At 41.5% G+C, this 24,731-nt stretch carries 22 protein-coding genes and 3 tRNA genes; 9 read left to right on the top strand and 16 right to left on the bottom strand.

Translation table 11 applies throughout. The features are described from left to right. Positions 1–149 precede the first annotated feature (149 nt). The 3 genes from ACEO2X_RS06815 (at position 150) to ACEO2X_RS06805 (ending at position 4,125) form a co-directional block, all read left to right on the top strand. A complete protein-coding gene (locus tag ACEO2X_RS06815; protein WP_180096011.1) occupies positions 150–620 on the top strand; it encodes a DUF3015 family protein in 471 nt (156 codons plus the stop codon). Between the two features lie 94 nt (positions 621–714). Further along, the gene (locus ACEO2X_RS06810) at positions 715–2,664 is read left to right on the top strand and encodes a DUF4105 domain-containing protein (RefSeq protein WP_371971328.1); all 1,950 of its coding nucleotides are present in this window, start codon (positions 715–717) and stop codon (positions 2,662–2,664) included. Between the two features lie 105 nt (positions 2,665–2,769). Further along, a complete protein-coding gene (locus tag ACEO2X_RS06805) occupies positions 2,770–4,125 on the top strand; it encodes a diguanylate cyclase (protein ID WP_096900955.1) in 1,356 nt (451 codons plus the stop codon). 99 nt (positions 4,126–4,224) lie between these two features. On the opposite strand, the gene folE is transcribed toward ACEO2X_RS06805, so the two are convergent. From folE to ACEO2X_RS06780, 5 genes are all read right to left on the bottom strand, one after another. Beyond that, positions 4,225–4,773, bottom strand: a complete 549-nt coding sequence (gene folE, locus ACEO2X_RS06800) for a GTP cyclohydrolase I FolE (protein ID WP_171062567.1) — start codon at positions 4,771–4,773, stop codon at positions 4,225–4,227. A gap of 93 nt (positions 4,774–4,866) precedes the next feature. Continuing rightward, positions 4,867–5,556 carry a Smr/MutS family protein gene (locus tag ACEO2X_RS06795; RefSeq protein ID WP_371971326.1) on the bottom strand — a complete coding sequence of 230 codons (690 nt, stop codon included), beginning with the start codon at positions 5,554–5,556 and terminating at the stop codon, positions 4,867–4,869. Between the two features lie 16 nt (positions 5,557–5,572). Beyond that, positions 5,573–6,379, bottom strand: coding sequence for an indole-3-glycerol phosphate synthase TrpC (trpC, locus tag ACEO2X_RS06790; protein WP_371971324.1), 807 nt, complete (start codon positions 6,377–6,379; stop codon positions 5,573–5,575). Between the two features lie 21 nt (positions 6,380–6,400). Continuing rightward, on the bottom strand, positions 6,401–7,447 hold the full coding sequence (gene trpD, locus ACEO2X_RS06785; RefSeq protein ID WP_371971322.1) for an anthranilate phosphoribosyltransferase: 1,047 nt from the start codon (positions 7,445–7,447) through the stop codon (positions 6,401–6,403). A gap of 17 nt (positions 7,448–7,464) precedes the next feature. Further along, a complete protein-coding gene (locus ACEO2X_RS06780; RefSeq protein ID WP_004971915.1) occupies positions 7,465–8,049 on the bottom strand; it encodes an aminodeoxychorismate/anthranilate synthase component II in 585 nt (194 codons plus the stop codon). A gap of 874 nt (positions 8,050–8,923) precedes the next feature. Here ACEO2X_RS06780 and glnA point away from each other — a divergent pair. From glnA to ubiA, 3 genes are all read left to right on the top strand, one after another. Next, positions 8,924–10,339: a type I glutamate--ammonia ligase gene (gene glnA / locus ACEO2X_RS06775; protein ID WP_171287402.1), complete on the top strand. Its 1,416-nt coding sequence runs from the start codon at positions 8,924–8,926 to the stop codon at positions 10,337–10,339. A 207-nt stretch (positions 10,340–10,546) separates the two neighbouring features. Further along, a complete protein-coding gene (locus tag ACEO2X_RS06770) occupies positions 10,547–11,035 on the top strand; it encodes a chorismate lyase (protein WP_004971911.1) in 489 nt (162 codons plus the stop codon). 14 nt (positions 11,036–11,049) lie between these two features. After that, positions 11,050–11,928 carry a 4-hydroxybenzoate octaprenyltransferase gene (ubiA, locus tag ACEO2X_RS06765; RefSeq protein WP_178318581.1) on the top strand — a complete coding sequence of 293 codons (879 nt, stop codon included), beginning with the start codon at positions 11,050–11,052 and terminating at the stop codon, positions 11,926–11,928. A 107-nt stretch (positions 11,929–12,035) separates the two neighbouring features. Here the strand turns inward: ubiA and ACEO2X_RS06760 are convergent, their stop codons facing one another. Next, on the bottom strand, positions 12,036–12,908 hold the full coding sequence (locus tag ACEO2X_RS06760; protein ID WP_371971318.1) for a LysR family transcriptional regulator: 873 nt from the start codon (positions 12,906–12,908) through the stop codon (positions 12,036–12,038). Between the two features lie 224 nt (positions 12,909–13,132). Between ACEO2X_RS06760 and ACEO2X_RS06755 the strand changes: the two genes are divergently transcribed. After that, complete coding sequence (locus ACEO2X_RS06755) at positions 13,133–14,878, top strand: FAD-dependent monooxygenase (protein WP_371971316.1); 1,746 nt, start codon at positions 13,133–13,135, stop codon at positions 14,876–14,878. Between the two features lie 196 nt (positions 14,879–15,074). Further along, on the top strand, positions 15,075–15,332 hold the full coding sequence (locus tag ACEO2X_RS06750; RefSeq protein WP_096900950.1) for a hypothetical protein: 258 nt from the start codon (positions 15,075–15,077) through the stop codon (positions 15,330–15,332). Positions 15,333–15,348: 16 nt separating this feature from the next. On the opposite strand, the gene ACEO2X_RS06745 is transcribed toward ACEO2X_RS06750, so the two are convergent. The 7 genes from ACEO2X_RS06745 to ACEO2X_RS06715 all read right to left on the bottom strand — a co-directional run bounded on the left by ACEO2X_RS06745 (position 15,349) and on the right by ACEO2X_RS06715 (position 18,454). Continuing rightward, on the bottom strand, positions 15,349–15,792 hold the full coding sequence (locus ACEO2X_RS06745) for a DUF2726 domain-containing protein (RefSeq protein WP_004971902.1): 444 nt from the start codon (positions 15,790–15,792) through the stop codon (positions 15,349–15,351). A gap of 78 nt (positions 15,793–15,870) precedes the next feature. Further along, positions 15,871–15,946 (bottom strand) — tRNA-Asn (locus tag ACEO2X_RS06740). A gap of 117 nt (positions 15,947–16,063) precedes the next feature. Further along, positions 16,064–16,366: a hypothetical protein gene (locus ACEO2X_RS06735; RefSeq protein ID WP_004971899.1), complete on the bottom strand. Its 303-nt coding sequence runs from the start codon at positions 16,364–16,366 to the stop codon at positions 16,064–16,066. A gap of 217 nt (positions 16,367–16,583) precedes the next feature. Further along, positions 16,584–16,659 (bottom strand) — tRNA-Asn (locus ACEO2X_RS06730). A 6-nt stretch (positions 16,660–16,665) separates the two neighbouring features. Further along, a tRNA-Asn gene (locus ACEO2X_RS06725) sits at positions 16,666–16,741 on the bottom strand. A gap of 146 nt (positions 16,742–16,887) precedes the next feature. Beyond that, a complete protein-coding gene (locus tag ACEO2X_RS06720; RefSeq protein WP_026438302.1) occupies positions 16,888–17,514 on the bottom strand; it encodes a superoxide dismutase in 627 nt (208 codons plus the stop codon). Positions 17,515–17,695: 181 nt separating this feature from the next. Beyond that, entirely contained in the window at positions 17,696–18,454 is a 759-nt protein-coding gene (locus ACEO2X_RS06715) for a Nif3-like dinuclear metal center hexameric protein (RefSeq protein ID WP_180064435.1), read from the bottom strand. 167 nt (positions 18,455–18,621) lie between these two features. Here ACEO2X_RS06715 and ACEO2X_RS06710 point away from each other — a divergent pair, with 167 nt between their 5' ends. Further along, positions 18,622–19,800 carry a trypsin-like peptidase domain-containing protein gene (locus tag ACEO2X_RS06710; RefSeq protein ID WP_004971893.1) on the top strand — a complete coding sequence of 393 codons (1,179 nt, stop codon included), beginning with the start codon at positions 18,622–18,624 and terminating at the stop codon, positions 19,798–19,800. A gap of 350 nt (positions 19,801–20,150) precedes the next feature. Here the strand turns inward: ACEO2X_RS06710 and ACEO2X_RS06705 are convergent, their stop codons facing one another. From ACEO2X_RS06705 to ACEO2X_RS06695, 3 genes are all read right to left on the bottom strand, one after another. Then, the gene (locus ACEO2X_RS06705) at positions 20,151–21,137 is read right to left on the bottom strand and encodes a Tim44 domain-containing protein (RefSeq protein WP_004971891.1); all 987 of its coding nucleotides are present in this window, start codon (positions 21,135–21,137) and stop codon (positions 20,151–20,153) included. A 115-nt stretch (positions 21,138–21,252) separates the two neighbouring features. Continuing rightward, complete coding sequence (radA, locus tag ACEO2X_RS06700; protein ID WP_371971312.1) at positions 21,253–22,644, bottom strand: DNA repair protein RadA; 1,392 nt, start codon at positions 22,642–22,644, stop codon at positions 21,253–21,255. A gap of 424 nt (positions 22,645–23,068) precedes the next feature. Beyond that, complete coding sequence (locus tag ACEO2X_RS06695) at positions 23,069–24,424, bottom strand: sodium:alanine symporter family protein (RefSeq protein ID WP_096900947.1); 1,356 nt, start codon at positions 24,422–24,424, stop codon at positions 23,069–23,071. Between the last annotated feature and the right edge of the window lie 307 nt (positions 24,425–24,731).

The following is a 24,731-nucleotide window of genomic DNA, read 5'->3' as shown; positions in this document are numbered from 1 at the left end:
TCATGAGAAAGCCCATATAAATGGGTAATGTACAAGTTGCTGTAGAAGCATGTTTAATTCGTCTGATCACAGATACTTTATAACGTATTTTAATACTTTTTTGAATCCGTCAATGCGTAAGTCCTATAATAAATCTCTGGAGTAAGGCGATGATTAAAAAATTAGCATTGGCTGCTGTCTTGGCATTGGGTTCTACAGCAGCATTTGCAGACCGTGATGCAGGTTGTGGTATCGGTTCTCAAGTTTGGGCAGGTCAGTCTGGCAAAGTTGCAAAAATTTTAGCAGCAACTACAAACGGTATTTTTGCGAACCAATTGTTTGGTATCACATTTGGTACTTTAGGTTGTAGCGGTACAGGTACAGTAACTGCACAAGTTGTGACATTTACCAATGAAAATGCTGAAACATTGGCACGCGACATGGCAGTTGGTGAAGGCGAAAGCTTGAACGTATTGGCTGAATTATTAAGCATTAAAGCAGAAGATAAAGCACATTTCTTTGCGGTTTCTAAGCAAAACTTTGCATCTATTTATTCTGCAGAAAACCAGACTTCTTTAGAAGTATTGGCATCTTTACAGAACGTGATGGCGAATGATGACGTTTTAAAAGCATACGTTTAAGTTTGAATAAAAGCCCTGCATTATTCGCAGGGCTTTTTTATAGCACAAGAATACGTTTAAGCCTGAATATGTATATAAAATTTATAAAATGTCCATGAAATCCATTATTTTAAGTAGTTTAGTTTTTTTATCTCCTACGGTTTTTGCGTTATCTCCTGAAATATCTCCAATACAGATTCAGCCACTTACAGCCACTTCTACAGTACAAAATACAAATAAATTAGCAATATCTTCCGCACATTATGTGCAAAAAGCCAAAGACCTACACTTGGCAGAACAGGTGACTTGGCAGCGTTTAATGTATGCACAGCAAGGTAAAAGTGAAGTGCAATATGCGGGCTATTTTGTGTCGGAACAAGGCGGAAGCAATTTAGACCAAGAGTTACTTCGCAATGTGCAGGCATTATTTGAAACAGCGCCTGCCAATCAATCGGTGCAGTGCAAATTTCCTGCACGTAGCCGCTGGTTAATTGAACAATTACAAATTCCTCAACAAGATTTGGCACAGGTGCAATGTCCTGAATTGGACGAATGGATTGGACAAATTAAACCTTATAAAGCAGTGCTGATTTATGCCACAGACTTTATGGGCAATCCAAGTTCTATGTTTGGGCATACTTTATTGCGCTTAGACCCAAAAGATCAAAAACAACTGAATTTAATTTCCTATGCTGTCAATTATGCAGCAACGGTAACGGGCAGCGAAGATTGGTCTTATGCATGGAAAGGACTTACAGGGCAATATCCGGGTGAATATTCACTGATGCCGTATTACCGCAAAGTAAAAGAATATGGTGATTTAGAAAGCCGAGATTTGTGGGAGTACGAACTGGCACTGAATGAGCAGGAAACCACATTTTTGGTGCAGCACTTTTGGGAAATGAAGCATGTGCAATTTCCGTATTATTTTATCAGTGACAATTGTGCCTATCGCTTATTGGGCTTAATGGATTTGGTGCGCCCTGAGCTGAATTTACAGCAGCAGTTTAGAGTCGCATCTATTCCAATTGAAACACTAAAAGCTGTAGAGCAGGAAAATTTAGTGGCAGATGTTGTCTATCGTCCTGCTTTGGAAACTCAGTTATTGGCGCAAGCTAGACAACATGGCACAGCGTTGGCAAAAACTGCCCATCAAGTGGCCGAAGCAGAACCTGAAAATGTGGCGGCAATTTTGCAAAATTACAGCCAAATCGATCAAGCTAAAATTCTGGAAATGGCTTATGACGATTTGTATCTGAAACTGATTGGACGCAAAATTGAAGCCAAAATTGCACAACCGCGACTGAGACAAATTTTAAGTTTAAGAAGTCAGATCAATTTAGAAAAACAACGTCAGGATGTCGCACGCCCTCAGGTCGATCCTGTGCAGGGGCATCATGCACGAAGCTTTGCTGTGCGTACTGGCGACGTGCAAGGCGAGCATTTTGTAGAGTTGAGTCATCGACAGGCTTACCATGACTTACTTGATCCGCAAGGTGGTTTTCGTACAGGGACGCAGCTCAACTTTTTAGAAGCTTCTGTGCAATATCGTGAAGACCGCTTAAAACTGAATCAGTTAGATTTACTCTCGGTGAACTCTTATAACCCAATGACCGCATTTAAAACACCACTTAGTTGGGGCTTTAATTTGGGTTGGCAGCAAGAAGCCCTGAATTCGCACGGGGCTTTTAGCGAAACGGAACAGCATGGTGTTTTAAGTTTAAAAACACAGTTTGGTTATAGCGTGGCTAATCAAGCGCGTGAACATTTGTGTTATGTGCAAATTCAAAATCATGTGCAAGCGGGTAAGGCTTTAGACAAAGGCTGGCGTGTTGGAATTGGCCCAACACTGGGTTGTCAAAATATCTGGTCAGCACGCATGAATAGTTTGGTTCAGCTTGAATTACCGTATTGGGAAGATCGTCACCAATGGCAATTTAAGCTGAACAGCCAGTTGCAATATGTACTCAACCCGCAGCATGTGTTGCGATTGGGTTGGGAATATCAACAACAGGACAAACAGGACTGGAACAAGACCAGTTTAGGCTATGTGCATTTTTTTTAAAGAGCTGTTGAATTTATACTGAATTGTAAAAAACCAGCTAAACAAGTTGAGTTGCTGGTGAAACCCGTTAAAATTTAGCAGTTTCTTTTGGCTCGGTTGTTGTGGATGTATCAAGAGTGTACGCATGAGCTTGCAGAGCAATGGAAGTCAATTTGCGAGCAATTTAAGCCAGAAGATTTGCAAGCGACATTCCAGTTTATTCAAGCACATGCAGAAGATTTTGTGATCGAGTTCTATCAGCAAATGTTGCTTGAAGAACATGCGACAGAATTTTTGTCTGCAGAGATGGTGAAGAATCGCTTAAAAAACTCTTTATATCAGTGGCTAATTTCCAGTTTTGAAGTTCCGTTTCAACACAATTATAACGAGATTGTAGAAAAGCAATTTAAAGTGGGCGATGTGCATGCACGTGTACAAATTCCATCTTGGCTGATTATTCGTGGTGTGCGCGTTATTATAAAAAAGGCTTTTGAGTTTTTTGCAACAGAAGCCAATAGCAACTTAAATCAGTTTAATTATTTAAGCCAAATTTTATGCTTTGCCACAGAAATTATGTGCCGATCTTATGAAATGAAGGTCGAAGTACATAATGATATGAAACATACCTATCGCTTATTTTCTGCCATGCAAGATGTTGCCGTGCACAAAGATCGACAACGTGGAACTTTGCTGGATTGGGAAAATGAACTGATGTTTCAGGTGGTGTCCGATCACACCAAAATGACGCAACCGATTTTATCTAAAACAGAATTTGGTTTATGGTTTATTCATAAAGCGGCTTATGCATTTTCAAGTTCGGAACAAGTACAAACTATTACTGAATTTATTTATCAGGTGGATGAATTAATTCAGAAAATTGGTCAATGTGAAAGTCAGGCACAGGCAATTGAAATGATTCAATCCATTCGTGCCAAGAATCGTGAAATTTTGCATTTAGTCGATCAAATTTTTCAGGTGTCTGAATATATCAGTTCAGGCAATGATGCCTTAACTCAACTGCTCAACCGCCGTTATTTAAATACCATCGTGTCCCGTGAAATTAATTTTTCACGAAAAAATAATTCGCCTTTAACATTGTTGGCGATAGATGCCGATCATTTTAAATCAATCAATGACCGTTATGGACATGCAGCAGGAGATGATGCATTACAGTTTTTAGCTGATGTGATTTTGCAATATGCAAAAGGCAGTGACTATGCTTTCCGTATTGGTGGCGAAGAATTTTTACTGTTACAGATTGATACCACCATTGATCGTGCCTTAGTGGTTGCAGAAAATATTCGTAAACGTGTCGAAAAAGCCACTTTAAAAACATCAACAGGTGAAGAATTTAACTTTACTATTAGTATTGGTGTGCATGAATATGATGGACATCCAGACTATCAACGTTTTTTTGAAGAAGTGGATAAAGCCTTGTATATGGCAAAAAATAATGGACGCAACAATGTGTCTGTAGGCTAAAGATGAAGATGTATCAAGCTGATTTTTTAATCTAAAACCAAAAAAATCCCGAACATAAATTTCGGGATTTTTTATTTGATTGTGGAACTTAGCCACAATTTAAAAACTTTCAGGCACCGCACTTAAAAATTCACGACGGGCTTCTTTATCTGTTTTAAAGTCACCTACAAAAGACACAGTACGTGTGGTCGATTCCTGTTTGCCTACACCGCGCATCATCATGCACATGTGGGCTGAATCAATCACCACAGCAACACCGCGTGCTTTGGTCACTTCGGCAACAGCTTCCGCAATTTGCTGAGTTAGGTTTTCTTGAATTTGCAAACGACGTGCAAACATTTCGGTGATGCGGGCAAATTTAGACAAGCCTAAAACATTGCCTTCAGGCAAATAAGCAATATGCACGCGACCATAAAATGGCAATAAATGATGTTCACACAGTGAGTAGAACTCAATATTTTTCACCAAGACCATTTCACGGTTGTCGGATGGAAATACGGCATTATTGGTCACTTCGGCTAAGGTTTGGCTATAGCCCGAAGTTAAATACGAAAAAGCTTTAGCAGCACGCATCGGCGTATCTTTTAGACCTGGACGATTAAGATCTTCACCAACGGCGGTTAGGATGTTTGCGTAGGATTGCTGCATAGACATAAGACGTGTTCACTTACACTGATATTGAACAAGGTCGGCATTGTAACAGAAAACTATTGCAATGCCTTGTTTAAAAGATGAAACCGATTACTGTTTAAACTTTGGGTTCTTTTCGCTGCGTTTAAGCAACACTAAAACTGCACCAGTGCCACCTTGTTTTTCAGGCGCACTCACAAAAGCCAAAACATCACGATGCTGACGCAGCCAGCCATTTACATAAGTTTTTAAAATGGCTTCAGGGCCTTTGCCATGCACAATTTTAATCACGTTCTGGTTTTCATCTTTAGCCATTTGAATGATTTGCAAAACGGCTACCCGCGCTTCTTCTACCGTACAACCGTGCAAATCAACAGCTTCAAACCAGCGTAAGTTGCCTGCTTTTAAATCTTCAAAGACTTTATGTTGCAAAGTTGCAATGCGATAGCTCAGCGAAGCTTGGCTACCCACTGGATTGAGCATGGCTTGCGTATCGGACAGCAAGGTGTCATCGGTTTCCATAGGCCCTATGGCTGCTGCACGTTTGGCCAGCGTTTGAGCATCTGGTTTTTTCTTGGCAGTGTGTTCGATTTTTACAATATTGCCTGCATCCATTTTTTGAACGCCTTGCATTTGCTGACGAAACAATGCGAGATCATCTTCCTGTTGTTGCTCAGGCGTCTGAACTTTGGGCTCAGACGGCTTGGCAATGCTTGAAGTATGAGGCTGAGTGATTTGCTTTTTAAAAGATTTCAGTAAATTGTACTGTTCTTTAGAAAGCGAAGAATCATGTTTACTCATGGTATTTCAAATTGGATTATAGATTTTCAGGCTGACCAAACAGTGCCGTAAAGGCATGGTCAGGACGTGCTTGTTTCATAAAACTTTCACCGACCAAGAAACTGTGAATATCATGGTCTTGCATCATACGGACGTCTTCTGGTGTGGCGATACCACTTTCCGTGACCAATAAACGTGCAGGTGGCAACAAGTTTTTTAAACGCAATGAGGTATTTAAATCGACTTCAAAGGTTTTTAAATTTCGGTTATTGACCCCTAAAATACAACGCTCTGAAAGATTTAAAGCACGTTCCAATTCAGTTTCATCATGCACTTCAACCAACACATCTAAATGATGTTCAAAAGCCGTTTCCGACATTTCTTCCAACTGTTGGTCAGATAAGCAAGATACAATCAATAACACACAGTCTGCATGTAAGGCACGTGCTTCCACCACACCATACGGATCAATCAAGAAATCTTTGCGCAGGGCAGGCAAGTTACAGTGTGAACGGGCAATCTGAATATTTTCATCTGCACCCTGAAAGAAATCGACATCGGTCAGTACAGATAAGCAGGCTGCACCTGCTGCTTCATATTGCTGTGCAATTTCGGCAGGGTCAAAGTTTTCACGAATAATGCCTTTAGATGGCGACGCTTTTTTAATTTCTGCAATCACTGCAGGGCGTTTGTTATGCAAGGCTTGTGCAAAGCCGCGTGCAGGTGTCGCTGCACGTGCCAATTGTTCTAGGTCTGCATAACTGTGTTGTTTTAAACGCTCGGCAAACTCTTCTTTTTTACGTTCTACAATTTTACCTAAAATGGTATTGCTAATATCCACCATGATGCACCTTCCTGATTTGCTTTATGCTTCGTACTGTTTGAGCGTTTTGGTAAATTCAGACAACACGCCCATTTTTTCCAAAGCTTGTCCACCATAAATAATGTCATGTGCCAAAGCGACACCTTGTTTGTAGCTTGTGGTTAGACCCGAAACATAGATACCCGCACCCGCATTGAGTGCAATCATATTGGCCGCTTTTTCGCCTTTGTCTGATTTGTTTTTGCCCAAAGCATCTTTAATCAAACTCAAGCTTTCAGCTGAGTTTTCTACAATCAGTCCTGTTAAAGTTTGAGATTCAATTCCCACGCTTTCAGGGGTAAGTTCCCATTCGGTAATTTCACCATCTTTGAGCTCTGCAACATAAGTGCTCGAAGCAAGGCTAATTTCATCTAAACCATCTTTAGAATGCACCACCATGACATGCTCAGCACCGAGCTGTTTCATCACTTCTGCAATCGGGCGGCACAATTCATTGCTAAATACACCAATGACAAAACGCTTTACACCCGCAGGGTTGGTCAATGGTCCAAGCAAGTTGAAAATACTGCGAATACCTAACTCTTTACGTGGTGCAACCGCATATTTCATGGCTTTGTGATGATTCGGAGCAAACAAGAAACCCACGCCCATTTCACGAATACAGCGCTCAGTTTGTTGCATGTTTAAATCAAGATTAATGCCTGCTTGCTCAAGTAAGTCGGATGAACCTGATTTGGTTGAAACACCACGGTTACCGTGTTTGGCAATGGTTGCACCTGCCGCTGCAATCACAAAAGCAGAGGCGGTAGATACGTTAAATAGGTTTTGACCATCGCCACCTGTGCCGACAATATCCACGAGAAAAGGAATATCGCTGACATCAATTTTGATGGCAAATTCACGCATTACACGTGCAGCAGCAGTAATTTCATCAATGCTTTCGCCTTTTAAGCGTAAGCCCATCATCAATGCACCAATTTGAGCGTCTGTTGCTTCGCCCGACATAATCGCGCGCATCACATCTTCCATTTGAGGCTGAGTCAGGTGAATTTGTTTTGTAATATGGTTGAGTGCTTGTTGAATATTCATGTGATTTGACTCGCTCATTATGCGTAAATTTCCAAAAAGTTTTTAAAGATTTGATGACCGTGTTGGCTCAGGATCGATTCGGGGTGAAATTGCACGCCTTCAACAGGCAAAGTTTTGTGCTTCACGCCCATAATTTCTTCCATCGAACCATCTGCTTCTTTGGTCCAGCATGTCACTTCCAGACAATCTGGCAAGGTTGCTTGATCAATCACCAAAGAGTGGTAACGGGTTGCAGAAAATGGTGAAGGCAGATTGCTAAAAATACCTGTGTTGCTGTGGTACATATCCGATAAACGACCATGCATCACGGTTTTAGCGCGCACAATGTTTCCACCAAAGGCTTGTCCGATACTTTGGTGTCCTAAACACACACCCAGTAACGGAATTTTGCCTGCAAAATGCTGAATTGCAGGAATAGAAATCCCTGCTTCAGATGGAGAACAAGGGCCTGGGCCAATCACCAAATACTTGGGTTGCCATCGCTCAATATCTTCTAATGTCACGGCATCATTACGAACGACTTTTACTTCCTGATTTAACTCGCCAAAATACTGGACGATGTTGTAGGTAAAAGAGTCATAGTTATCGATCATTAAAAGCATGAGCTAACCTATTGAAAATTGAACACTTTAAGTGCTAAAGAGTCTGAGATAATTTGCTTTATTCCTGCGCCTATAATGAGAAAGGACTTTATTTTTCTTGTCGAAAAGAAGGTGGAATAAGAAAGCACTTATCATCATAGCAAATAATAAGTATTTTCTGCGGACTATTTATATGATAATCCCTGTTAAAGCTTATCAGCGCATTCACCAGTTCATAGATTTTCAAAGCTTATTACACATTGTTCAAGTTTGATCTGAAAGAAATGATCACTTGATCAAGCAGGGTCATTCAGCAGTCATATTTTAGCTTCACACTTATAGATAACGTAAAAAATGCGCTAAAAAGTAGCATCATGGCGCATGTTATTAGCGGTTCACGTCAGGCAGTTTGATTGCAAAACATCGATAGAAAATACAAATGTGTAGTAAAGGTATTTTCAATCAGCTTGCTCGAAAAGAATACAGATTTAGGATTTTTAAACGATCTTATTATTTTTGCTCAATAAAAAATAAAGTGTTGTTTAATATTGTTGAATAATTTGCATTGCTCAATGAAAGTACGGCACAGCAAAATACTTGCATAGATACAGTTTGAGCTATTTTTTGATCTACAATTCAACAGAAATAAAACATAAATGCACTAAAATGGTGCTATGTTTTGCAGTTTTAAATCAAATCAAATGAACAGTGTTTGAATATGGTGCAAATCGTATTTCTGACAGTATAATAGAGACAAAGTAATTTTTTTAAATGATGTATTCTCATACGGAATTCATGGTTTTAGCTTTGCTTTTAAAAGTTGGTACGCTAATTGCTTAATAACTGCCAACTACTAACACGCACTTTCGGGTGCAACAAAAAACATCGGAGCAAAATGAGCATGGCGAACAAGGTCCTTCAACTCATCCAAGAAAGTGGTGCAAAATGGGTCGATTTCCGCTTTACAGATACTAAGGGTAAAGAGCAGCACGTAACTTATCCTGCAGACAGTATCGATGAAGATACCTTTGAAGACGGTAAAATGTTTGATGGTTCTTCAATTGAAGGCTGGAAAGGAATCGAAGCATCAGACATGATCTTACGCCCAGATGCCAACACAGGTTTTATTGACCCGTTCTTTGCAGAACCAACAGTGGTTGTAACGTGTGATGTTATCGAACCATCGACAGGTCAAGGCTATGACCGCGATCCACGCTCTATTGCTCGCCGTGCTGAAGAATATTTAAAATCGACAGGTATTGGTGATACTGCTTTCTTTGGCCCAGAACCAGAATTCTTTGTATTTGACGAAGTAAAATGGGACATCGATATGTCTGGCGCGCGCCACACATTAATCGCTGAAGAAGCTGCATGGTCTACAGGTAAAGACTACGAAGCTGGTAACTCAGGTCACCGTCCACGTGTGAAAGGCGGTTATTTCCCAGTACCACCAGTAGATTCTTCTCAAGATATGCGTGCAGATATGTGTGCAAAAATTGAAGAAATCATGGGGCCTGGTCGTGTAGAAGTACATCACCATGAAGTTGCATCTTGCCAGTTAGAAATTGGTGTGAGCTTCAATACTATGGTGCGTAAGGCTGACGAAGTGCAACAGTTCAAATATGCAGTTTGGAACGTTGCGCATCAATATGCAAAAACTGCAACCTTTATGCCTAAACCAATGGTAGGCGATAACGGTTCAGGTATGCACGTACACATGTCTATCTCTAAAGATGGCAAAAACTTATTCGCAGGCGATGAATACGCAGGTTTGTCAGAAATGGCGTTGTACTTCATTGGCGGTATTATCAAACATGCCCGCTCTTTGAACGCGTTGACTAACCCATCGACCAACTCATATAAGCGTTTAGTACCGCACTTTGAAGCACCAATTATGTTGGCTTACTCAGCGCGTAACCGTTCTGCATCTATTCGTATTCCTTACGTGTCTAGCCCGAAAGGCAAACGTATTGAAGCGCGTTTCCCTGATCCAATGATGAACCCGTACTTAGGTTTTGCGGCATTGTTGATGGCGGGTCTTGACGGTATTCAAAACAAGATTCACCCAGGTGAAGCTGCAGATAAAAACTTGTATGACCTTCCGCCTGAAGAAGAAGCAAAAATCCCAACTGTGGCACACAACCTAGAAATGGCGCTTGATGCTTTGAAAGAAGATCACGACTATTTATTAAAAGGTGGTGTATTCACCAAAGACATGCTTGATGCTTATATCGAATTGAAAACTGAAGATGTACGTCGTTTGAACACGACCACTCACCCAGTTGAATTTGATATGTACTACAGCTTGTAATACATCAAAAATCTTAAATTTGAAAAACCCGCTTCGGCGGGTTTTTTGTTTTAGATGGTGCAATCATGGTTTTGAATTGGCATGGATTTTATCAAAATATAAGAATTCGCTTAATTTTTTTGGATAATTGCAGGGAATTGCGCCATCGGTCACAAAACTTTGCCTAAATTTGGGCTACACTAGGCTATCTTGTTAAGGTGGCGGAACATGCGAACACAGCCTATTTTTCCCAAGCAGGCAAATCTGCCTTCTGAATTAAAAACATGGCTATATGCAGCAGGTTCTTTGACCCAACAACTGACTCAGCTCGCAGGCGGACAATTTAAAGTTGAACCGCTGCAACAATCTTTTCAACGTTTAAATTTACAAGATGCCCAGTGGATGCAAATGCCACATTGGCACACCTCATGGGTGCGTGAAAGTTATTTATATGGTTGCGATGAACAGCCGTGGGTCAAAGCCAAAAGTATTTTTCCGATTTTAAGTTTACAAAGCAAAGCCCGCTTATTTCAGCATATTGGCAATAAACCCATTGGCTGGTTTTTATTTCAGCGTACCAATCCGTTGTGTCAAAGGCGTGTGGTTTTGCTCGATGAAGGCTGGACACGGCAGAGTTGCTATACTTGGCATGGCTGTAAATTTATTGTGCAAGAAACTTTTTTACCCCGTTTTGAGCAATTTATTCAACAACATTAAGATACGAGATTGGTATGGCATTGGCACAGCAGATCACGTGGCGTGAGCGTTTAGAAGCATATTATTATTTGTGTCGTTTCGATAAACCGATTGGCACAGAACTGGTGTTTTGGCCAACCATGTGGGCCTTGTGGATTGCTAATCAGGGCATGCCATCTATCGGGATATTAATCCCTATGATTCTAGGCACAATTTTTATGCGCGCCGCAGGTTGTGCCATTAATGACTTTGCTGACCGTAAGGTGGATGGTCATGTGGAGCGTACCAAAACACGTCCTTTAGCCACGGGTGTGATTAGTGCCAAAGAAGCCATTTATGTATTCTTGGGTTTGGTTGCACTTAGCGCAGCCATGTTGTTGTTCTTACCGATTGAAACTTTTTATTGGTCATTTGGGGCATTATTTTTAGCGTTTATTTATCCGTTTATGAAACGCTACACTCATTTGCCGCAAGTGTTCTTGGGAGCTGCATTTTCATGGTCTATCCCGATGGCTTATACCGCTGTAGGTGCAACGCCTGATCTTACTTGTTGGTTATTGTATTTTGGCAATTTGGCGTGGACTGTGGCTTATGACACCCAATATGCAATTACTGACCGTGAATATGATTTGAAAATTGGGGTGAAATCTACCGCAATTTTATTTGGTCGCTATGACATTCAGATTATTTCATTGTTGCAAGCGGGCAGTGTACTTTTGATTGGTACGGCATTGTGGTTAGAAAATTTACTGATTCCGTTTGGTTTAGCGGCATTACTGGTTGTGGTTGCAGACTTTATATACCAATGGAGTAAAACCAAAGATAAAGACCCGCAACGCTGTTTTTGGGCATTTCGTCATAACCGTTGGGTAGGGCTGATTATTTTTGTGGGAATTGTATTGGCTTTAATGTAAACCCTTTCATTGAATAAAAAATCTAACAAAGCATCTGATGATATTGCTGGTCAGATGCTTTTTTTATAGATATTTTTGCCGTATTTTTCTTGTTAAACCATTTGCGACTAAACCCTTTTTAACTCCTGCGTAATCAGTTGCAAAGCCAGATTTTGATTTTGCTTACGATAATTGGCATATAAATTTAAAGCTTGCACTTCAAAATTGGTATCTAAAATCACCACATGATCGGCTAGAAAGCGTAATAAATATTCAGGTACAAAACTGTAGCCCATGCCCAGATTAATCAAATTAATATGCTGCAAAACATTGGTCACCCAAAGTAAGCGTTCTGTAGGCATCTGCTCTACAGGAATGGTGTCGGTAACGTGTTCATAAAAAACAGGTGAGGCATTTTGTTCGCACATAATTAAATTGTGTTGCATTACATCTTGCACACTCAAGCAAGTTTTATGCGTCACAGACTTTTGCCCCGACACCAAATAAATCTTTTCGGTCAAAATATGCAGGTTTTCAAAATCTTCATGTGTAATTGCATAGCGGGTAAAAGTTAAATCGAGTTCAGCATTTTTTAAACGCTGAATTTGCTCCAAACAAGTCAGACTTTGAATGTGAATTTGCAAATCAGGAATTTCACATTTTAAGCGTTCCAAAATTAATGGTAGAACTTTTAGCTCCGCTACATTCAACAAACCAATATGAATTTGATAGTTTTTTTGATGGGCAACTTGACGCGCTGAAGCAATGGCTAATTTTGAGTTTTCAATGGCTTGTAGGGCATAGGGTAAAAAAGCACGACCTTCATCGGTCAATTGAATTTGTCGCGCAGAACGATCCAGTAATTTTACACCGACTTCTTCTTCCAAATCTTTAATTTGTTGGCTTAAAGACGGTTGCGCGGTAAAGAGTTTATCTGCTGCTTTGGTGAAACTTTGTTCTTCTGCAACTGCAGCAAAATAACGTAAATGCCTCAATTCCATTCGCTTTGCCTATCAACCCGCATCTGTCTACCGCAATTGTAAACCAAAGCAGTTTTGCCGATACAGCATTCTGCATATCGGTCAAAAAATTCAGTACAAAGCCAAACTAGTGCTAAAACCAATCCATCTATAGTTTATACGCATACAAATAGGCGCACTTTTTGACTGGATTACACTGCAGCGCAAGATGTTTGCAACAGATTTGGCAGTGAAAGGAGTCCAGTATGTCGACACATTACGATACCGATGTTTTGGTAATTGGTACGGGGCCAGCGGGTTCAACCCTTGGCTTAGCTTTGGCGAATTATGGCATCAAAGTACAATTGTTCACCCAGTTTAACTGGTTAGCCAATAGCCCGCGTGCACATATTACCAATCAACGGGCGATGGAAGTTTTACGTGATTTGGGTATCGAAGAACAAGTTAAAGCCATTGCAACACCGTGGCAACAAATGGGCGAAAGTTTGCTTACCACCAGTTTGGTCGGTGAAGAAATTGCACGTATGAGTTGCTGGGGAACAGGTGATGAACGTCACGGTGATTATATCAAAGGCAGTCCATGTCCTTTTGTCGATTTAATTCAGCCAAAAATGGAAACATTATTGGTAAAAAATGCAGCCGAGCGTGGCGCAATTTATAATTTCAATACCGAATATTTATCACATACCCAAGATGAACATGGAGTTACCGCAACTTTTCAGAATAAAATCACGAATACAGAATTTAGTTTACGTGCCAAGTATTTGGTGGGGATGGACGGTGCGCGTTCTAAAGTGGTTGAAGAATTGCAATTGCCTTTAGAAGGTGTAATGGCACGTGCGGGTACAGTTTATGTGACTTTTAAAGCCGACTTGAGTAAATATGTGGCGCATCGACCTGCAATTTTACAGTGGATTGTCAATCCTGAAGCCAGTTTTGGTGACTTGGGCATGAGCTTGTTACGTGCCATTCAACCTTGGAATGAATGGATTATGGGCTGGGGTTTTGACATCAGCAAAGGTGAGCCTGAGGTAACCGAAGCACAAGTTCGCGCACGTTTGAATGCCTTTGTGGGCGAAGAAATCCAAGAAGTTGAAATTGAAAAAGTATCCTATTGGTATGTCAATCAAACTTGGGCCACCCAGTATTCGGTTGGACGGGTATTCTGTGGTGGAGATGCCGTGCATCGTCATCCACCTTCGAGTGGTTTAGGTTCTAATACTTGTATGCAAGATGCTTTCAATTTGGGTTGGAAATTGGCTTATGCGGTGAAAGGTTGGGCAACGCCTGAACTCTTGGCATCATACAGTGATGAACGTGCGCCTGTAGGTAAGCAAATTGTCGCGCGTGCTAACCAGTCCCGCTTTGATTATAAACATCTAAAAGAAGTTTTTGGCTTTGATGATGGCGTTAGCACACAAGCTGAAATGCTGGATCTTATTTTTGCAGAAACTGCAGAAGCAGCCCAAATTCGGGAAAAATTGTATCAGGCACTGGCAATTAAACATTATGAGTTTAATGCGCAGGGAGTGGAGTTGAATCAGCGGTATGTATCTAATGCCATGCTTGCTGAAACTACCACTGAAACGTTTTTACAAGACCCGCAATTGTACTTGCAAGCCACTACACGCCCAGGTGCAAAAGTCCCACATACGTGGTTGATTGATGCCAAAGGTCATAAACATTCAACTTTAGATATTGTCGGTAAAGGTCGTTTTACCTTGCTGACAGGTTTGTCAGGCAAAGCATGGAAAACGGCTGCAGCAGAACTCAACTTGGCCTATTTAGATGTGATTCAGATTGGTGCGCATGAGCATCTAGATGTGTATGCAACATGGCAGCAAAAGTCTGAAATTGCCGATGCAGGTGCAGTGCTTGTACGCCCAGATGGTTATGTGGCTTGGCGGATGCAAGACACGCCATCTGCAGATTTTGACCATTTGGCGTGTTTGAAACAGGTTTTGTCGCAAATCCAATTATGTATTAAATAGACAGCTTTGACTGTTCAGCAATACTTTGTTTATGAACTGCCCACAGCTTGTACGCAGGCTGTGGTTTTTTATCTATTGATTGATTCAAAGAAAGTTGTAGATGAATAAACGTGCAAAAGCCACAAGAAACTTTGTGCCTACACTCGATTTTGATATATTGAGCTTCATTTTGATGCGTTTGAAATAGGAATATATGATGTCACAGTCTGAGCAGCAAAGTCCTGAAAAAAAGCCAAGTCTAAAAAAGATGATTATCTTGGCAAGCTTAGGTTTGTTGATTCCTATCTTTTTGGTCAGCATGGCATTTTTAGCAGTCAATAGTGATGCCAAAAATCAGGAAAAATATAAACAACAGCAGGCAGAAATTATTGCGCGTATTGAAGCGCGTGAAGCTGCAGCACAGCAAGCGAAGCAGGCGGGTCAGACACAAGCTGCTTCAGAAGCTACACCTTAATATCGAGTTGATGATTTCAACTCAAATCTGATTGTAGTTGTCTGATACTTGGAATCTCGGTGTATCGGACAACGCGATAACCTGCCTCGTGAAACATTGCATCCCGTTCTGCATCTTCCTGTTCTTTGCCAATATGTGAGGGGTCATCTAACTCTATAATTGCAATGACCTGCATTTCTGCATTTAAGATCACAAAATCAGTCACTTTACGATTAAACAGCGCACGAATTTTATAGTGGTTGTTGGTGATTAATGCGCTAAACGCCACTTGTGCCAAGATGTGATGCTCAGGAAAAGCTTGTTTTAAACGCATAAACATTCTGCGTTCAAAAGCAGTCATCATCGGTTTAGGATAAAAGTTTTTCTTGGGGAAAAATAATTGCTTAAAAATTAAGATAAACAGGGCAAGGCTAGCCAAGCTGCCAATAAGCAAGAAAGTCGATTGACTGGATTCAAACATAGATGATGCGGTGTCGTTAGACCCTAAACAGCAGGAATAAAAAACCCACGTCATAATGCGTGGGTTTTTTAAGAATTTTGGCTCTCCCACCTGGGCTCGAACCAGGGACCTGCGGATTAACAGTCCGTCGCTCTACCGACTGAGCTATGGGAGAATCTGACACGCATTCTATGTGGGTATCTGTTTTTGGTCAAGCTGGAATTGAAAAAAAACCGTAATTATAGATTAACTGCTTTAAAAATAATCATCTAGCTTTGTTTCAACGCAGTTTTTAGAGTGCTTGAATGGCTTTTATATAATCTTCGCGTGTCTGTGGTGGGTTGGTTTTACGACATAAGTTAATTAATTGCAGCATCTCTTGCTGAGTCATTTCTGTTTTCACTTGGCTTTGAATTTGTTTTAAGGTGGCTTGTTGTTGTGCGTTCAGATCACGACTGCATTGATACAGACGTTCATACATGAGTGTCGCAGCAGTTTTATTGCTTTCAGATTTTTGCGTACATTGAAAAATTGCAAAAATCACCACAATCAGAATTGTCCAAAAAATCAGGGATTTTAACCAAGGCGCTTGCATGGGCTTTCAAGTTTTATTGTTGTTGATGAACCTAAGTTAGCGAAAAAATAGAGTCATCACAAGAGGGGATAGCCCGATCTTCACTGTATGGTTTTAATTTTGATTTAAGGGGAGAGTGAGGCCTGTTCCATTCGTTTAGAACATCATATCCACTATAAAAACAATAAAAATTGCAAAAAAAAATCCCACGTCATACTGCGTGGGATTTTTAGAATCTTGGCTCTCCCACCTGGGCTCGAACCAGGGACCTGCGGATTAACAGTCCGTCGCTCTACCGACTGAGCTATGGGAGAATAGATTGGCTCTCCAACCTGGGCTCGAACCAGGGACCTGCGGATTAACAGTCCGTCGCTCTACCGACTGAGCTATTGGAGAATCTGTGGGGCATTTTAGGGATGAAAGTTTAAGTCGTCAACACGTTCATCATCAGAAATGTATTGTTTGCTTTATAAATATTCATTTCATCTGCAAAAATAAAAAAACTGCCCATAAAGAGCAGTTTTTCTACAGAAAAATAGAAATTATTTTTCTACACCAGCATCTTGACCTGCGTATTTCGCATTTGCGTAATCCCAGTTTACAAGGCTTTCTAAGAAAGTTTTGATGTAAACAGGACGTGCATTACGGAAGTCGATGTAGTAAGCGTGTTCCCAAACGTCAATCGTCAATACTGCAACTTTGCCGTGCGCCATTGGTGTGTCAGCATTTGAAGTTTTCATAATAGAAAGTTTGCCATTCACTTCGTCAGCTACTAACCAAGCCCAACCTGAACCGAATTGAGTTGTTGCAGCAGCAGCAAATTCTTCAGCAAATTTTTCGTAAGAACCGAAAGCTTCATCAATTTTAGCAGCCAAAGCACCAGTAGCTTTACCACCACCGTTTTTCGCCATACAGTTCCAGTAGAACGTGTGGTTCCAAACTTGCGCTGCGTTGTTGAATACACCAGCTTTAGCTGCATCGCCTGCAGTTGCTTTGATGATTTCGTCTAAAGTTTTACCTTCAAGCTCCGTACCCGCGATCAAGTTGTTCAGGTTCACAACATAAGTGTTGTGGTGTTTGTCGTGGTGGAATTCTAAAGTTTCTTTGCTGATGTGTGGAGCAAGATCTTCGTAACCGTATGGTAAAGCCGGTAAAGTAATGGTTGTCATGTTTTCAATTCCTTGCATTTTGCTGGGTTTTAACATTAAGTGGCTCTATTGTAATAGATTTCGAGATCAAATTGCGCATTAGGTATAAATAACCATACAGAATAAGACTCGAATGTATACATCTAAAGACTATGTTAAACACAGATGTCATTTGAGTGAAATCGTTGGGTGAAACGGTGTATTAAATTGGGTTATTTAATTCAAAATAACTATACTCAATATTAAACTGTTCTGAAATAGCTTTTGCGAGTCGTTGTACACCATAGAGCTCAGTCGCGTGATGTCCGCAGGCATAATAATGCACGCCTAGTTCTTTGGCTTCATAATAGGTGCGTTCACTGACTTCGCCCGAAATAAAGGCATCACAACCTTGTTCTGCGGCTTTGCCAATAAAATCTTGTGCTGCACCCGTGCAGAACCCTACTTTTTGAATCTGACTTTTTTCGGCAGGAAGATGAATGGTTTTAAAGCCTAAACGCGCTGTGAGATAGTCACGAAATTCGGTTGCGCTCATGGCTTGCTTTAAAAAACCAATATTACCAATAGGATGACGTTCACTCGGGTCTAGGGCTTGCAAATTTTCTAATGCCAAACATTCAGCAATGGCAGCATTATTGCCTAGACTTGGGTGTGAATCGAGCGGTAAGTGATAACCCACCAAAGAAATATCATGCTGGATTAAACTTTTGATGCGTTTACCGCGCATGCCTGTAATTGGGTAAGGTTCGCCTTTCCAAAAATAGCCATGATGTACCAACAGTAAGTCTGCATTTTGGGCAATAGCAGCATCAATAGCCTCTTGAGAGGCAGTCACTGCACATAAAATTTTTTGAACTTCAGACTTACCTTCAATTTGTAAACCGTTGGGCGCGTAATCTTTAAATTCATGTGTATTTAAAGTTTGATCACACCATTGAATAATTTCTTTTAGCTGCGCCATAACTTTCTCAAATTGCTCATATTTAGCCAATATCAAAACATATTTTGTATTGTAACTAAAGCAAGACAAAACTCTTGGGCTTTTTTATGTTTCTATTTGTGTTTCGTTTTACAATAGCTCATTCAATGACTTAATCATCAAAAAAAATTTACTTAGAGGTACAAAACGTGCGCCGGACCTTTACCTGGTTACCTTGGGTGTTACTCATTCTGGTTATTATTGGCTTTGTGACTTGGCAACAACTGCAAAAACCGAAAGCGCCTGTGGCTGCCGATGGGGTCAAAATGCCTGCCGAGAAAGTTGAACCATTAATTGATACAACACGGACAGGTGGGGTGGTGTCGTATAGCGCTGCGGTTAAAGTGGCAGCGCCTGCGGTGGTAAATATTTTTACCACACAAAAAGTGAAACAAATGGATCATCCATTGTTAAATGACCCTGCATTTCGTGAATTTTTTGGCAATCAGTTACCCGATCAATTTAAGCAAGGCCCAAATGAAAACAGTTTGGGGTCTGGGGTCATTGTTCGTCCAGATGGTTATATTTTAACGAATAATCATGTGATCGCGCAGGCTGAACAAATTGTCGTGGCTTTGCACGATGGACGCCGTGCGGTTGCAAAAGTTGTTGGAACTGACCCAGACACAGACTTAGCGGTCATTAAAATTGATCTAGAAAAACTGCCTGTATTGCCATTTAAACTGAGTGGCAATGAAGTGGGCGATGTCGTACTTGCGATTGGTAACCCATTTGGTGTGGGACAAACCGTGACTCAAGGGATTATTTCTGCGACAGGACGTTCTGACTTGGGTATTAATACCTATGAAGATTTCATTCAAACCGATGCAGCAATTAATCCAGGTAACTCAGGTGGTGCATTGATTGATGTGGCAGGGAATTTGATTGGGGTAAATACGGCAATTTTCTCGCAATCAGGTGGTTCATTGGGCATCGGCTTTGCAATTCCTGCACAAGTCTGTCAGCAGGTTTTAAACTCGATTTTAAAAGATGGACGTGTGGTTCGTGGTTGGTTAGGTATTAGTTTGTTGCCTGTGCAACAAGACAACATTTTAGAACCTGCACAAGGCGGTGTAGTGGTTGCTGATGTACTGCGCGGTGGCCCTGCAGCAGAAGCAGGTTTAAAACGTGGTGACAAAATTTTAAAAGTGAATGATGAAGCGATTACTTCAACCTCGCATTTAATTAATTATGTTGCTGCACAAGCACCGCATACGACGGTGACTGTTTCAGTTGAACGTGGTGAAGAAGCCTTAGATTTGGAAGTCGCAGTCGGTGAGCGCAAAGTTCAAAATACCGATAAGCAATTTATTCCATTGCCTGAATAATAGATTTAACAGTAACAATTTAGCCTTGCCCGTTTGCAGGGCTTTTTTGTTGGCTAAGTAAATGGAGATCGACTGGAAATAACCAAAGTGATACGGATAACGTGATTTGATTTATCTCTGGGTAGATACAAAGAGAAGGTGGGCTAAATAAACTGTATTGATGAATGATGATACTTTTTGATAGATCTAATCAATCGAGGGTTTGGTTTTGTGTGGCAAGTGTGGATGTATTCGGAGTTGATGTCTTAGAAGATTTAAACGTGCTGTTTAAACATGATGGGTCTCAACTTAGATAAAGAAAGGCATAAAAAACAGCAACCGAAGTCGCTGTTTTTCTAGATCCATTGAAATTATTGCTCTTGCTGAATACCTGCCACTAACCAGTCTTGATTAGAGCCTGCAGGTTTTACAAAGTGCCAAATTTCTGTAAATGGTTGCGGTAAGCTGTTCAGGTCTTCGCTGACTGTACCTGTAAAGCGTACACTTATGACATATTGACCATTTTCAGTTGCAGAATCGACCACCATGGCATTCAAGTTAGAAAACTCTGCTACATCTTGGTCTTGGTTTGCCATAATGTCCTGATACATCGACTGATATAAATCAGGAGTTAAATAACGCTGAATTTCTGCGATATTACTGGCTGTGTTCATAGACTGAATATGGTTAAAACGCTGACGCGCTACACGTAAAAAGGTTGCAGGCTCTGAACCATCAGGCAATTGATTGCCACTGTTGGTATAAGCTGCACCAAATGGCGCGTTATTATTGGCAGCTTGACCAAAAGGCGCTTGGGTAGAAGCGGCAGAACCCCCAACAGATTGACCAAAAATATTGGTATTGTCGTTACGTGGCGCTGCAGCAGGTGGTGTTTGCGCAAACGGTGCCTGATTGGCACCGCTATTTGGCGCATACGGATTAGGCGTTAGTTTTTTTTTTGCGCCCATCTTACGGAAAATGAAGAAGGCAACAGCAGCAGCGAGTAAAATCCAAATCCAGCTTGGAATACCGCCTTTTTCCTCTTGCGCTTCGGCAGCACTTGCAGCTTGATCATCGGCCAAGGCATTGGCAGCAACCGCACCAATTGCCGCACCTGCAACACCTGCAGCAACCATACCACCTACGCCTGGACCAGATTTTTGCTGTGCTGGTGCAGTTGTTGGTTGTTGTGCTGGCGTTGTTTGACGAGGTTGTTGGTAAGACTGAGTTGGAGCAGCCGAACGACTCATGCCATGGCTTTTACCGCCACCTGCACGTTTTGCTTCTGCTGCTAACGGAGCTACCAATAAAGTCGCTGTGAGCATTGCTGCGATCAAACCACGCTGTCGAACTTCCATCAAATTTTCCTATATTAAAATAAAGTTAAGCTGTGTATTTATGCAGGCATTTGCTGCGAATTTCAATATAAATATGATATTTTTTCTTGAAACTGAAAAAATATCATCCAAGGATTTAACCTAAGTTTTCACTTAAATTCATGGCTTCAGTTAAGGCTTCATGCAAACGCGCCACCGCAATAATTTGCACACCTGCAATGGCTTTTTGTGGGGCATTGCCACGCGGCACAATAATATATTTAAATCCGTGTTTAATAGCTTCTTTTAAGCGTTCCTGACCATTTGGTACTGGGCGGATTTCACCCGATAAACCGACCTCACCAAATACTGCCAATTGTTGTGGCAGGGCTTTGCCACGCAAGCTAGAAGCACAGGCAAGTAGTACAGCAAGGTCTGAACCTGTTTCGGTAATTTTTAAGCCGCCGACCACATTCACATACACATCTTGCCCTGAAGTTTGTACGCCGCCATGCCGATGCATCACCGCCAATAGCATATTCAGACGGTTTTGTTCCAGACCTAAAGCCACACGTCTAGGCTGACCATGTGCATCATCCACCAAAGCTTGTACTTCAACTAAAAGTGGTCGCGTTCCTTCGCGGCTAATCATGACAATAGAACCTGGAATTGCCTCATCATAACGGCTCAAAAATATCGCAGATGGATTGGCAACCTCGCGTAAGCCTTTATCGGTCATGCCAAAAACGCCCAGTTCATTCACTGCACCGAAACGGTTTTTGACTGCTCGAATCATACGGTAGCGTGAGTCTGACTGTCCTTCAAAATACAAGACGCAATCGACCATGTGTTCAAGGACGCGCGGCCCCGCTAAAGCCCCTTCTTTGGTCACATGACCGACAATAAACAGCGCAGTGCCACTATTTTTAGCAAAACGAGTCAGCAAGGCAGCTGATTCACGAATTTGTGAAACACCACCTGGAGCAGACTGCAACGTTTCGGTATATAAAGTTTGAATCGAGTCCAGAATGGCTACCGCAGGGCGTTCATGCGCCAAAACTTCACAAATCCGTTCGACACAGGTTTCTGCCATGACTTTCAGTTGATCGGTGGGTAAGTCTAAGCGTTGAGCGCGTAACGCCACTTGCGAAAGAGATTCCTCACCTGTGATATATAAAGCTGTGTTATTGGCAGCCGCCATGTGAGTCGCAGTTTGTAGCAAAATGGTCGATTTCCCGATACCAGGATCTCCACCAATCAGTACCACAGAGCCCGTAACCAAACCGCCACCCAAAACACGGTCAAATTCCCCAATGCCTGTTGTTAAACGGGTTTCGTACGATACAGACACTTTATTAAGCGTGGTAATGGCGGCCGCTTGTCCTGCATAGCCACCGCCCATTTTAGGTTGGGCACGATGCGTCACCGCAGGGGCAATACTGACCTCATGAAGTGAGTTCCATTCCCCACATTCTGAACATTGACCTGCCCATTTAGGATGATCTGCACCACATTGTTCACAGCGATAGACACTTTTTACTTTTGCCATAACCCAGTCATTGCATCAATTAAAAACTGACTACAGCATACAGAGGAATGTTCGCGAAATGAATGTTATCTGGATTTTTCATGGAAAATCATACAACCACGTGGGTGATTGTATGATTTATGATTTGAACGGAATAATTCAATGAATTGGGTTTATTTAGGGTTTGTTGACATTTCATAAATGGCTTGCGCTGTAGGCTAAAACTGAGCAGATTAGGCATGAAACGCAGGGAATAGCGAGACTATTGCCAAGTTTCATAACGCAATCTGAGAAAGTTTTAGCCACAGCCTTTCAGGGCAAGCATATTTTTTGCTGCTATTGCGTTATGCGCCAGTCATTTAGAATGACTAAATCTCCTGTCCCATGCCTTATATCAGCTAAAAAATATGCGTTGCCGCAAACATAGACGAATTGTCAACAGACCCTAATACAACTCGCCAGATTTGCGCTTCGCAATAAAGTCTTTGGATTCTTTGGCAATCACACCAGACAGTAACAACAAGGCAATTAAGTTTGGTACAGCCATTAAACCATTAAAGGTATCGGCAAATAACCAGACTAAATCTAGGGTGGCGATGGTGCCAATGAACACTGAAGCAATATAAATTAAGCGGTAAATCAACACGTATTTTTCGCCGAATAAATAAGTACAGCATTTTTCACCATAATAGCTCCAACCGAGAATGGTGGAATAGGCGAAGAAGATGATCCCGAAAGTGACGACCCAACCACCAAAGCCTGGCAATAACTGGTCAAAAACCTGTGTGGTGAGTACAGCACCTGTTGCACCACCAAAGCTATTACCTGCCATAATGAAGCCCATTACCAAAACAATCCCCGTGATGCTACAGACAATAATGGTATCAATGAAGGTACCTGTCATAGACACTAAACCTTGACGCGCAGGGTGGTCGGTTTTTGCAGCCGCAGCAGCAATTGGGGCAGAACCCATCCCTGCTTCGTTGGAGAATACGCCACGTGCAACCCCGTAACGAATTACTGCACCAATTGCACCGCCCGCAACTGCTTCACCAGTAAAGGCATCACGGAAAATTAGCTCAAATGCAGGCACGACAAGGTGTAAATTATTCAGGATAATAATTAAACCGCCTGTAACATACAGAATGGCCATAATCGGAACAATCACCGAAGATGCTTTGGAAATCGAGCTAATTCCGCCCAAAATCACCAATGCAGAAAATACGGTAATTACCACGCCAGTAATCCAAGTTTCTACACCTAAGCTATTTTCAACTGCTAAAGCTACGGTGTTGGATTGTACTGAACTACCAATTCCAAACGAGGCGACTGTGCCAAAAAAGGCAAAGATAATCGCGAGCCATTTCCATTTTAGTCCGCGTTCAATGTAGTACATTGGGCCGCCTGACATTTGCCCTTTTTCGTTTTTAATACGGTATTTAACCGCCAAAACACCTTCACCATATTTGGTCGCCATACCAAACAGGGCAGTCATCCACATCCAAAACACTGCACCCGGGCCACCGAGGACGCAAGCCGTTGCAACACCTGCAATATTTCCCGTACCAATGGTGGCAGAGAGTGCAGTCATCAGTGATGCGAAATGTGAAATATCGCCCGGTTCTTTTTGCGCTTTGTCGTGTTTGCAAAAGACTTGTTTAAAAGCCAGTGGCAGCATGCGGAATTGCCAGAACAATAAGCGGAAGGTGAGGAAGACGCCCGTTCCCACAATGAGAACCAGCATGTATGGACCCCAGACCCAACCGCTTAGGGTTTCCATCATCGATTGTAAATTTTGCATAAATTTCTTCTTATAAACGCAGTGTATAAATGCTTAGTTTGTGACTGTAGTTGAACAGTTGTAAAAATTAAGCAAGTGATATGCCAGTCTTTAAAACTTCCTGTTAAAAGAACTTGGTTTTAAGCACGTTATATTTTTTGCATAGTTTTTAGATTTTGACAATTGATGCCTTGAAATAAAATTGACTTTATCTGTGTCAGAAGTCGCAATTTTTCAGACCTGATAAGGTCAATCTATGCCAGCAGAATAGTAAGTAAGCTAGAATTTTTACTAAGCTCAATATAATCTCTCTGCATTAGCACTTTGG

Source organism: Acinetobacter sp. AL9, from assembly GCF_041464035.1.
In the GTDB taxonomy this organism is placed as follows: Bacteria; Pseudomonadota; Gammaproteobacteria; order Pseudomonadales; family Moraxellaceae; genus Acinetobacter; species Acinetobacter towneri.
This window is presented reverse-complemented; position numbering and strand designations above follow the sequence as displayed.

Bases quoted from the DNA above. Each gene is read 5' to 3' on its own strand.
- ACEO2X_RS06810 (WP_371971328.1), top strand. From the start codon at position 715: ATGAAATCCATTATTTTAAGTAGTTTAGTTTTTTTATCTCCTACGGTT.
- folE (WP_171062567.1), bottom strand. From the start codon at position 4,773: ATGCAGCAATCCTACGCAAACATCCTAACCGCCGTTGGTGAAGATCTT.
- ACEO2X_RS06720 (WP_026438302.1), bottom strand. From the start codon at position 17,514: ATGACAACCATTACTTTACCGGCTTTACCATACGGTTACGAAGATCTT.
- ACEO2X_RS06795 (WP_371971326.1), bottom strand. From the start codon at position 5,556: ATGAGTAAACATGATTCTTCGCTTTCTAAAGAACAGTACAATTTACTG.
- ACEO2X_RS06805 (WP_096900955.1), top strand. From the start codon at position 2,770: ATGTATCAAGAGTGTACGCATGAGCTTGCAGAGCAATGGAAGTCAATT.
- trpC (WP_371971324.1), bottom strand. From the start codon at position 6,379: ATGGTGGATATTAGCAATACCATTTTAGGTAAAATTGTAGAACGTAAA.
- ACEO2X_RS06715 (WP_180064435.1), bottom strand. From the start codon at position 18,454: ATGGCGCAGCTAAAAGAAATTATTCAATGGTGTGATCAAACTTTAAAT.
- ubiA (WP_178318581.1), top strand. From the start codon at position 11,050: ATGGCATTGGCACAGCAGATCACGTGGCGTGAGCGTTTAGAAGCATAT.
- ACEO2X_RS06695 (WP_096900947.1), bottom strand. From the start codon at position 24,424: ATGCAAAATTTACAATCGATGATGGAAACCCTAAGCGGTTGGGTCTGG.
- ACEO2X_RS06755 (WP_371971316.1), top strand. From the start codon at position 13,133: ATGTCGACACATTACGATACCGATGTTTTGGTAATTGGTACGGGGCCA.
- ACEO2X_RS06750 (WP_096900950.1), top strand. From the start codon at position 15,075: ATGTCACAGTCTGAGCAGCAAAGTCCTGAAAAAAAGCCAAGTCTAAAA.
- ACEO2X_RS06780 (WP_004971915.1), bottom strand. From the start codon at position 8,049: ATGCTTTTAATGATCGATAACTATGACTCTTTTACCTACAACATCGTC.
- ACEO2X_RS06815 (WP_180096011.1), top strand. From the start codon at position 150: ATGATTAAAAAATTAGCATTGGCTGCTGTCTTGGCATTGGGTTCTACA.
- ACEO2X_RS06760 (WP_371971318.1), bottom strand. From the start codon at position 12,908: ATGGAATTGAGGCATTTACGTTATTTTGCTGCAGTTGCAGAAGAACAA.
- glnA (WP_171287402.1), top strand. From the start codon at position 8,924: ATGAGCATGGCGAACAAGGTCCTTCAACTCATCCAAGAAAGTGGTGCA.
- trpD (WP_371971322.1), bottom strand. From the start codon at position 7,447: ATGAATATTCAACAAGCACTCAACCATATTACAAAACAAATTCACCTG.
- ACEO2X_RS06770 (WP_004971911.1), top strand. From the start codon at position 10,547: ATGCGAACACAGCCTATTTTTCCCAAGCAGGCAAATCTGCCTTCTGAA.
- ACEO2X_RS06705 (WP_004971891.1), bottom strand. From the start codon at position 21,137: ATGGAAGTTCGACAGCGTGGTTTGATCGCAGCAATGCTCACAGCGACT.
- ACEO2X_RS06745 (WP_004971902.1), bottom strand. From the start codon at position 15,792: ATGTTTGAATCCAGTCAATCGACTTTCTTGCTTATTGGCAGCTTGGCT.
- ACEO2X_RS06735 (WP_004971899.1), bottom strand. From the start codon at position 16,366: ATGCAAGCGCCTTGGTTAAAATCCCTGATTTTTTGGACAATTCTGATT.
- radA (WP_371971312.1), bottom strand. From the start codon at position 22,644: ATGGCAAAAGTAAAAAGTGTCTATCGCTGTGAACAATGTGGTGCAGAT.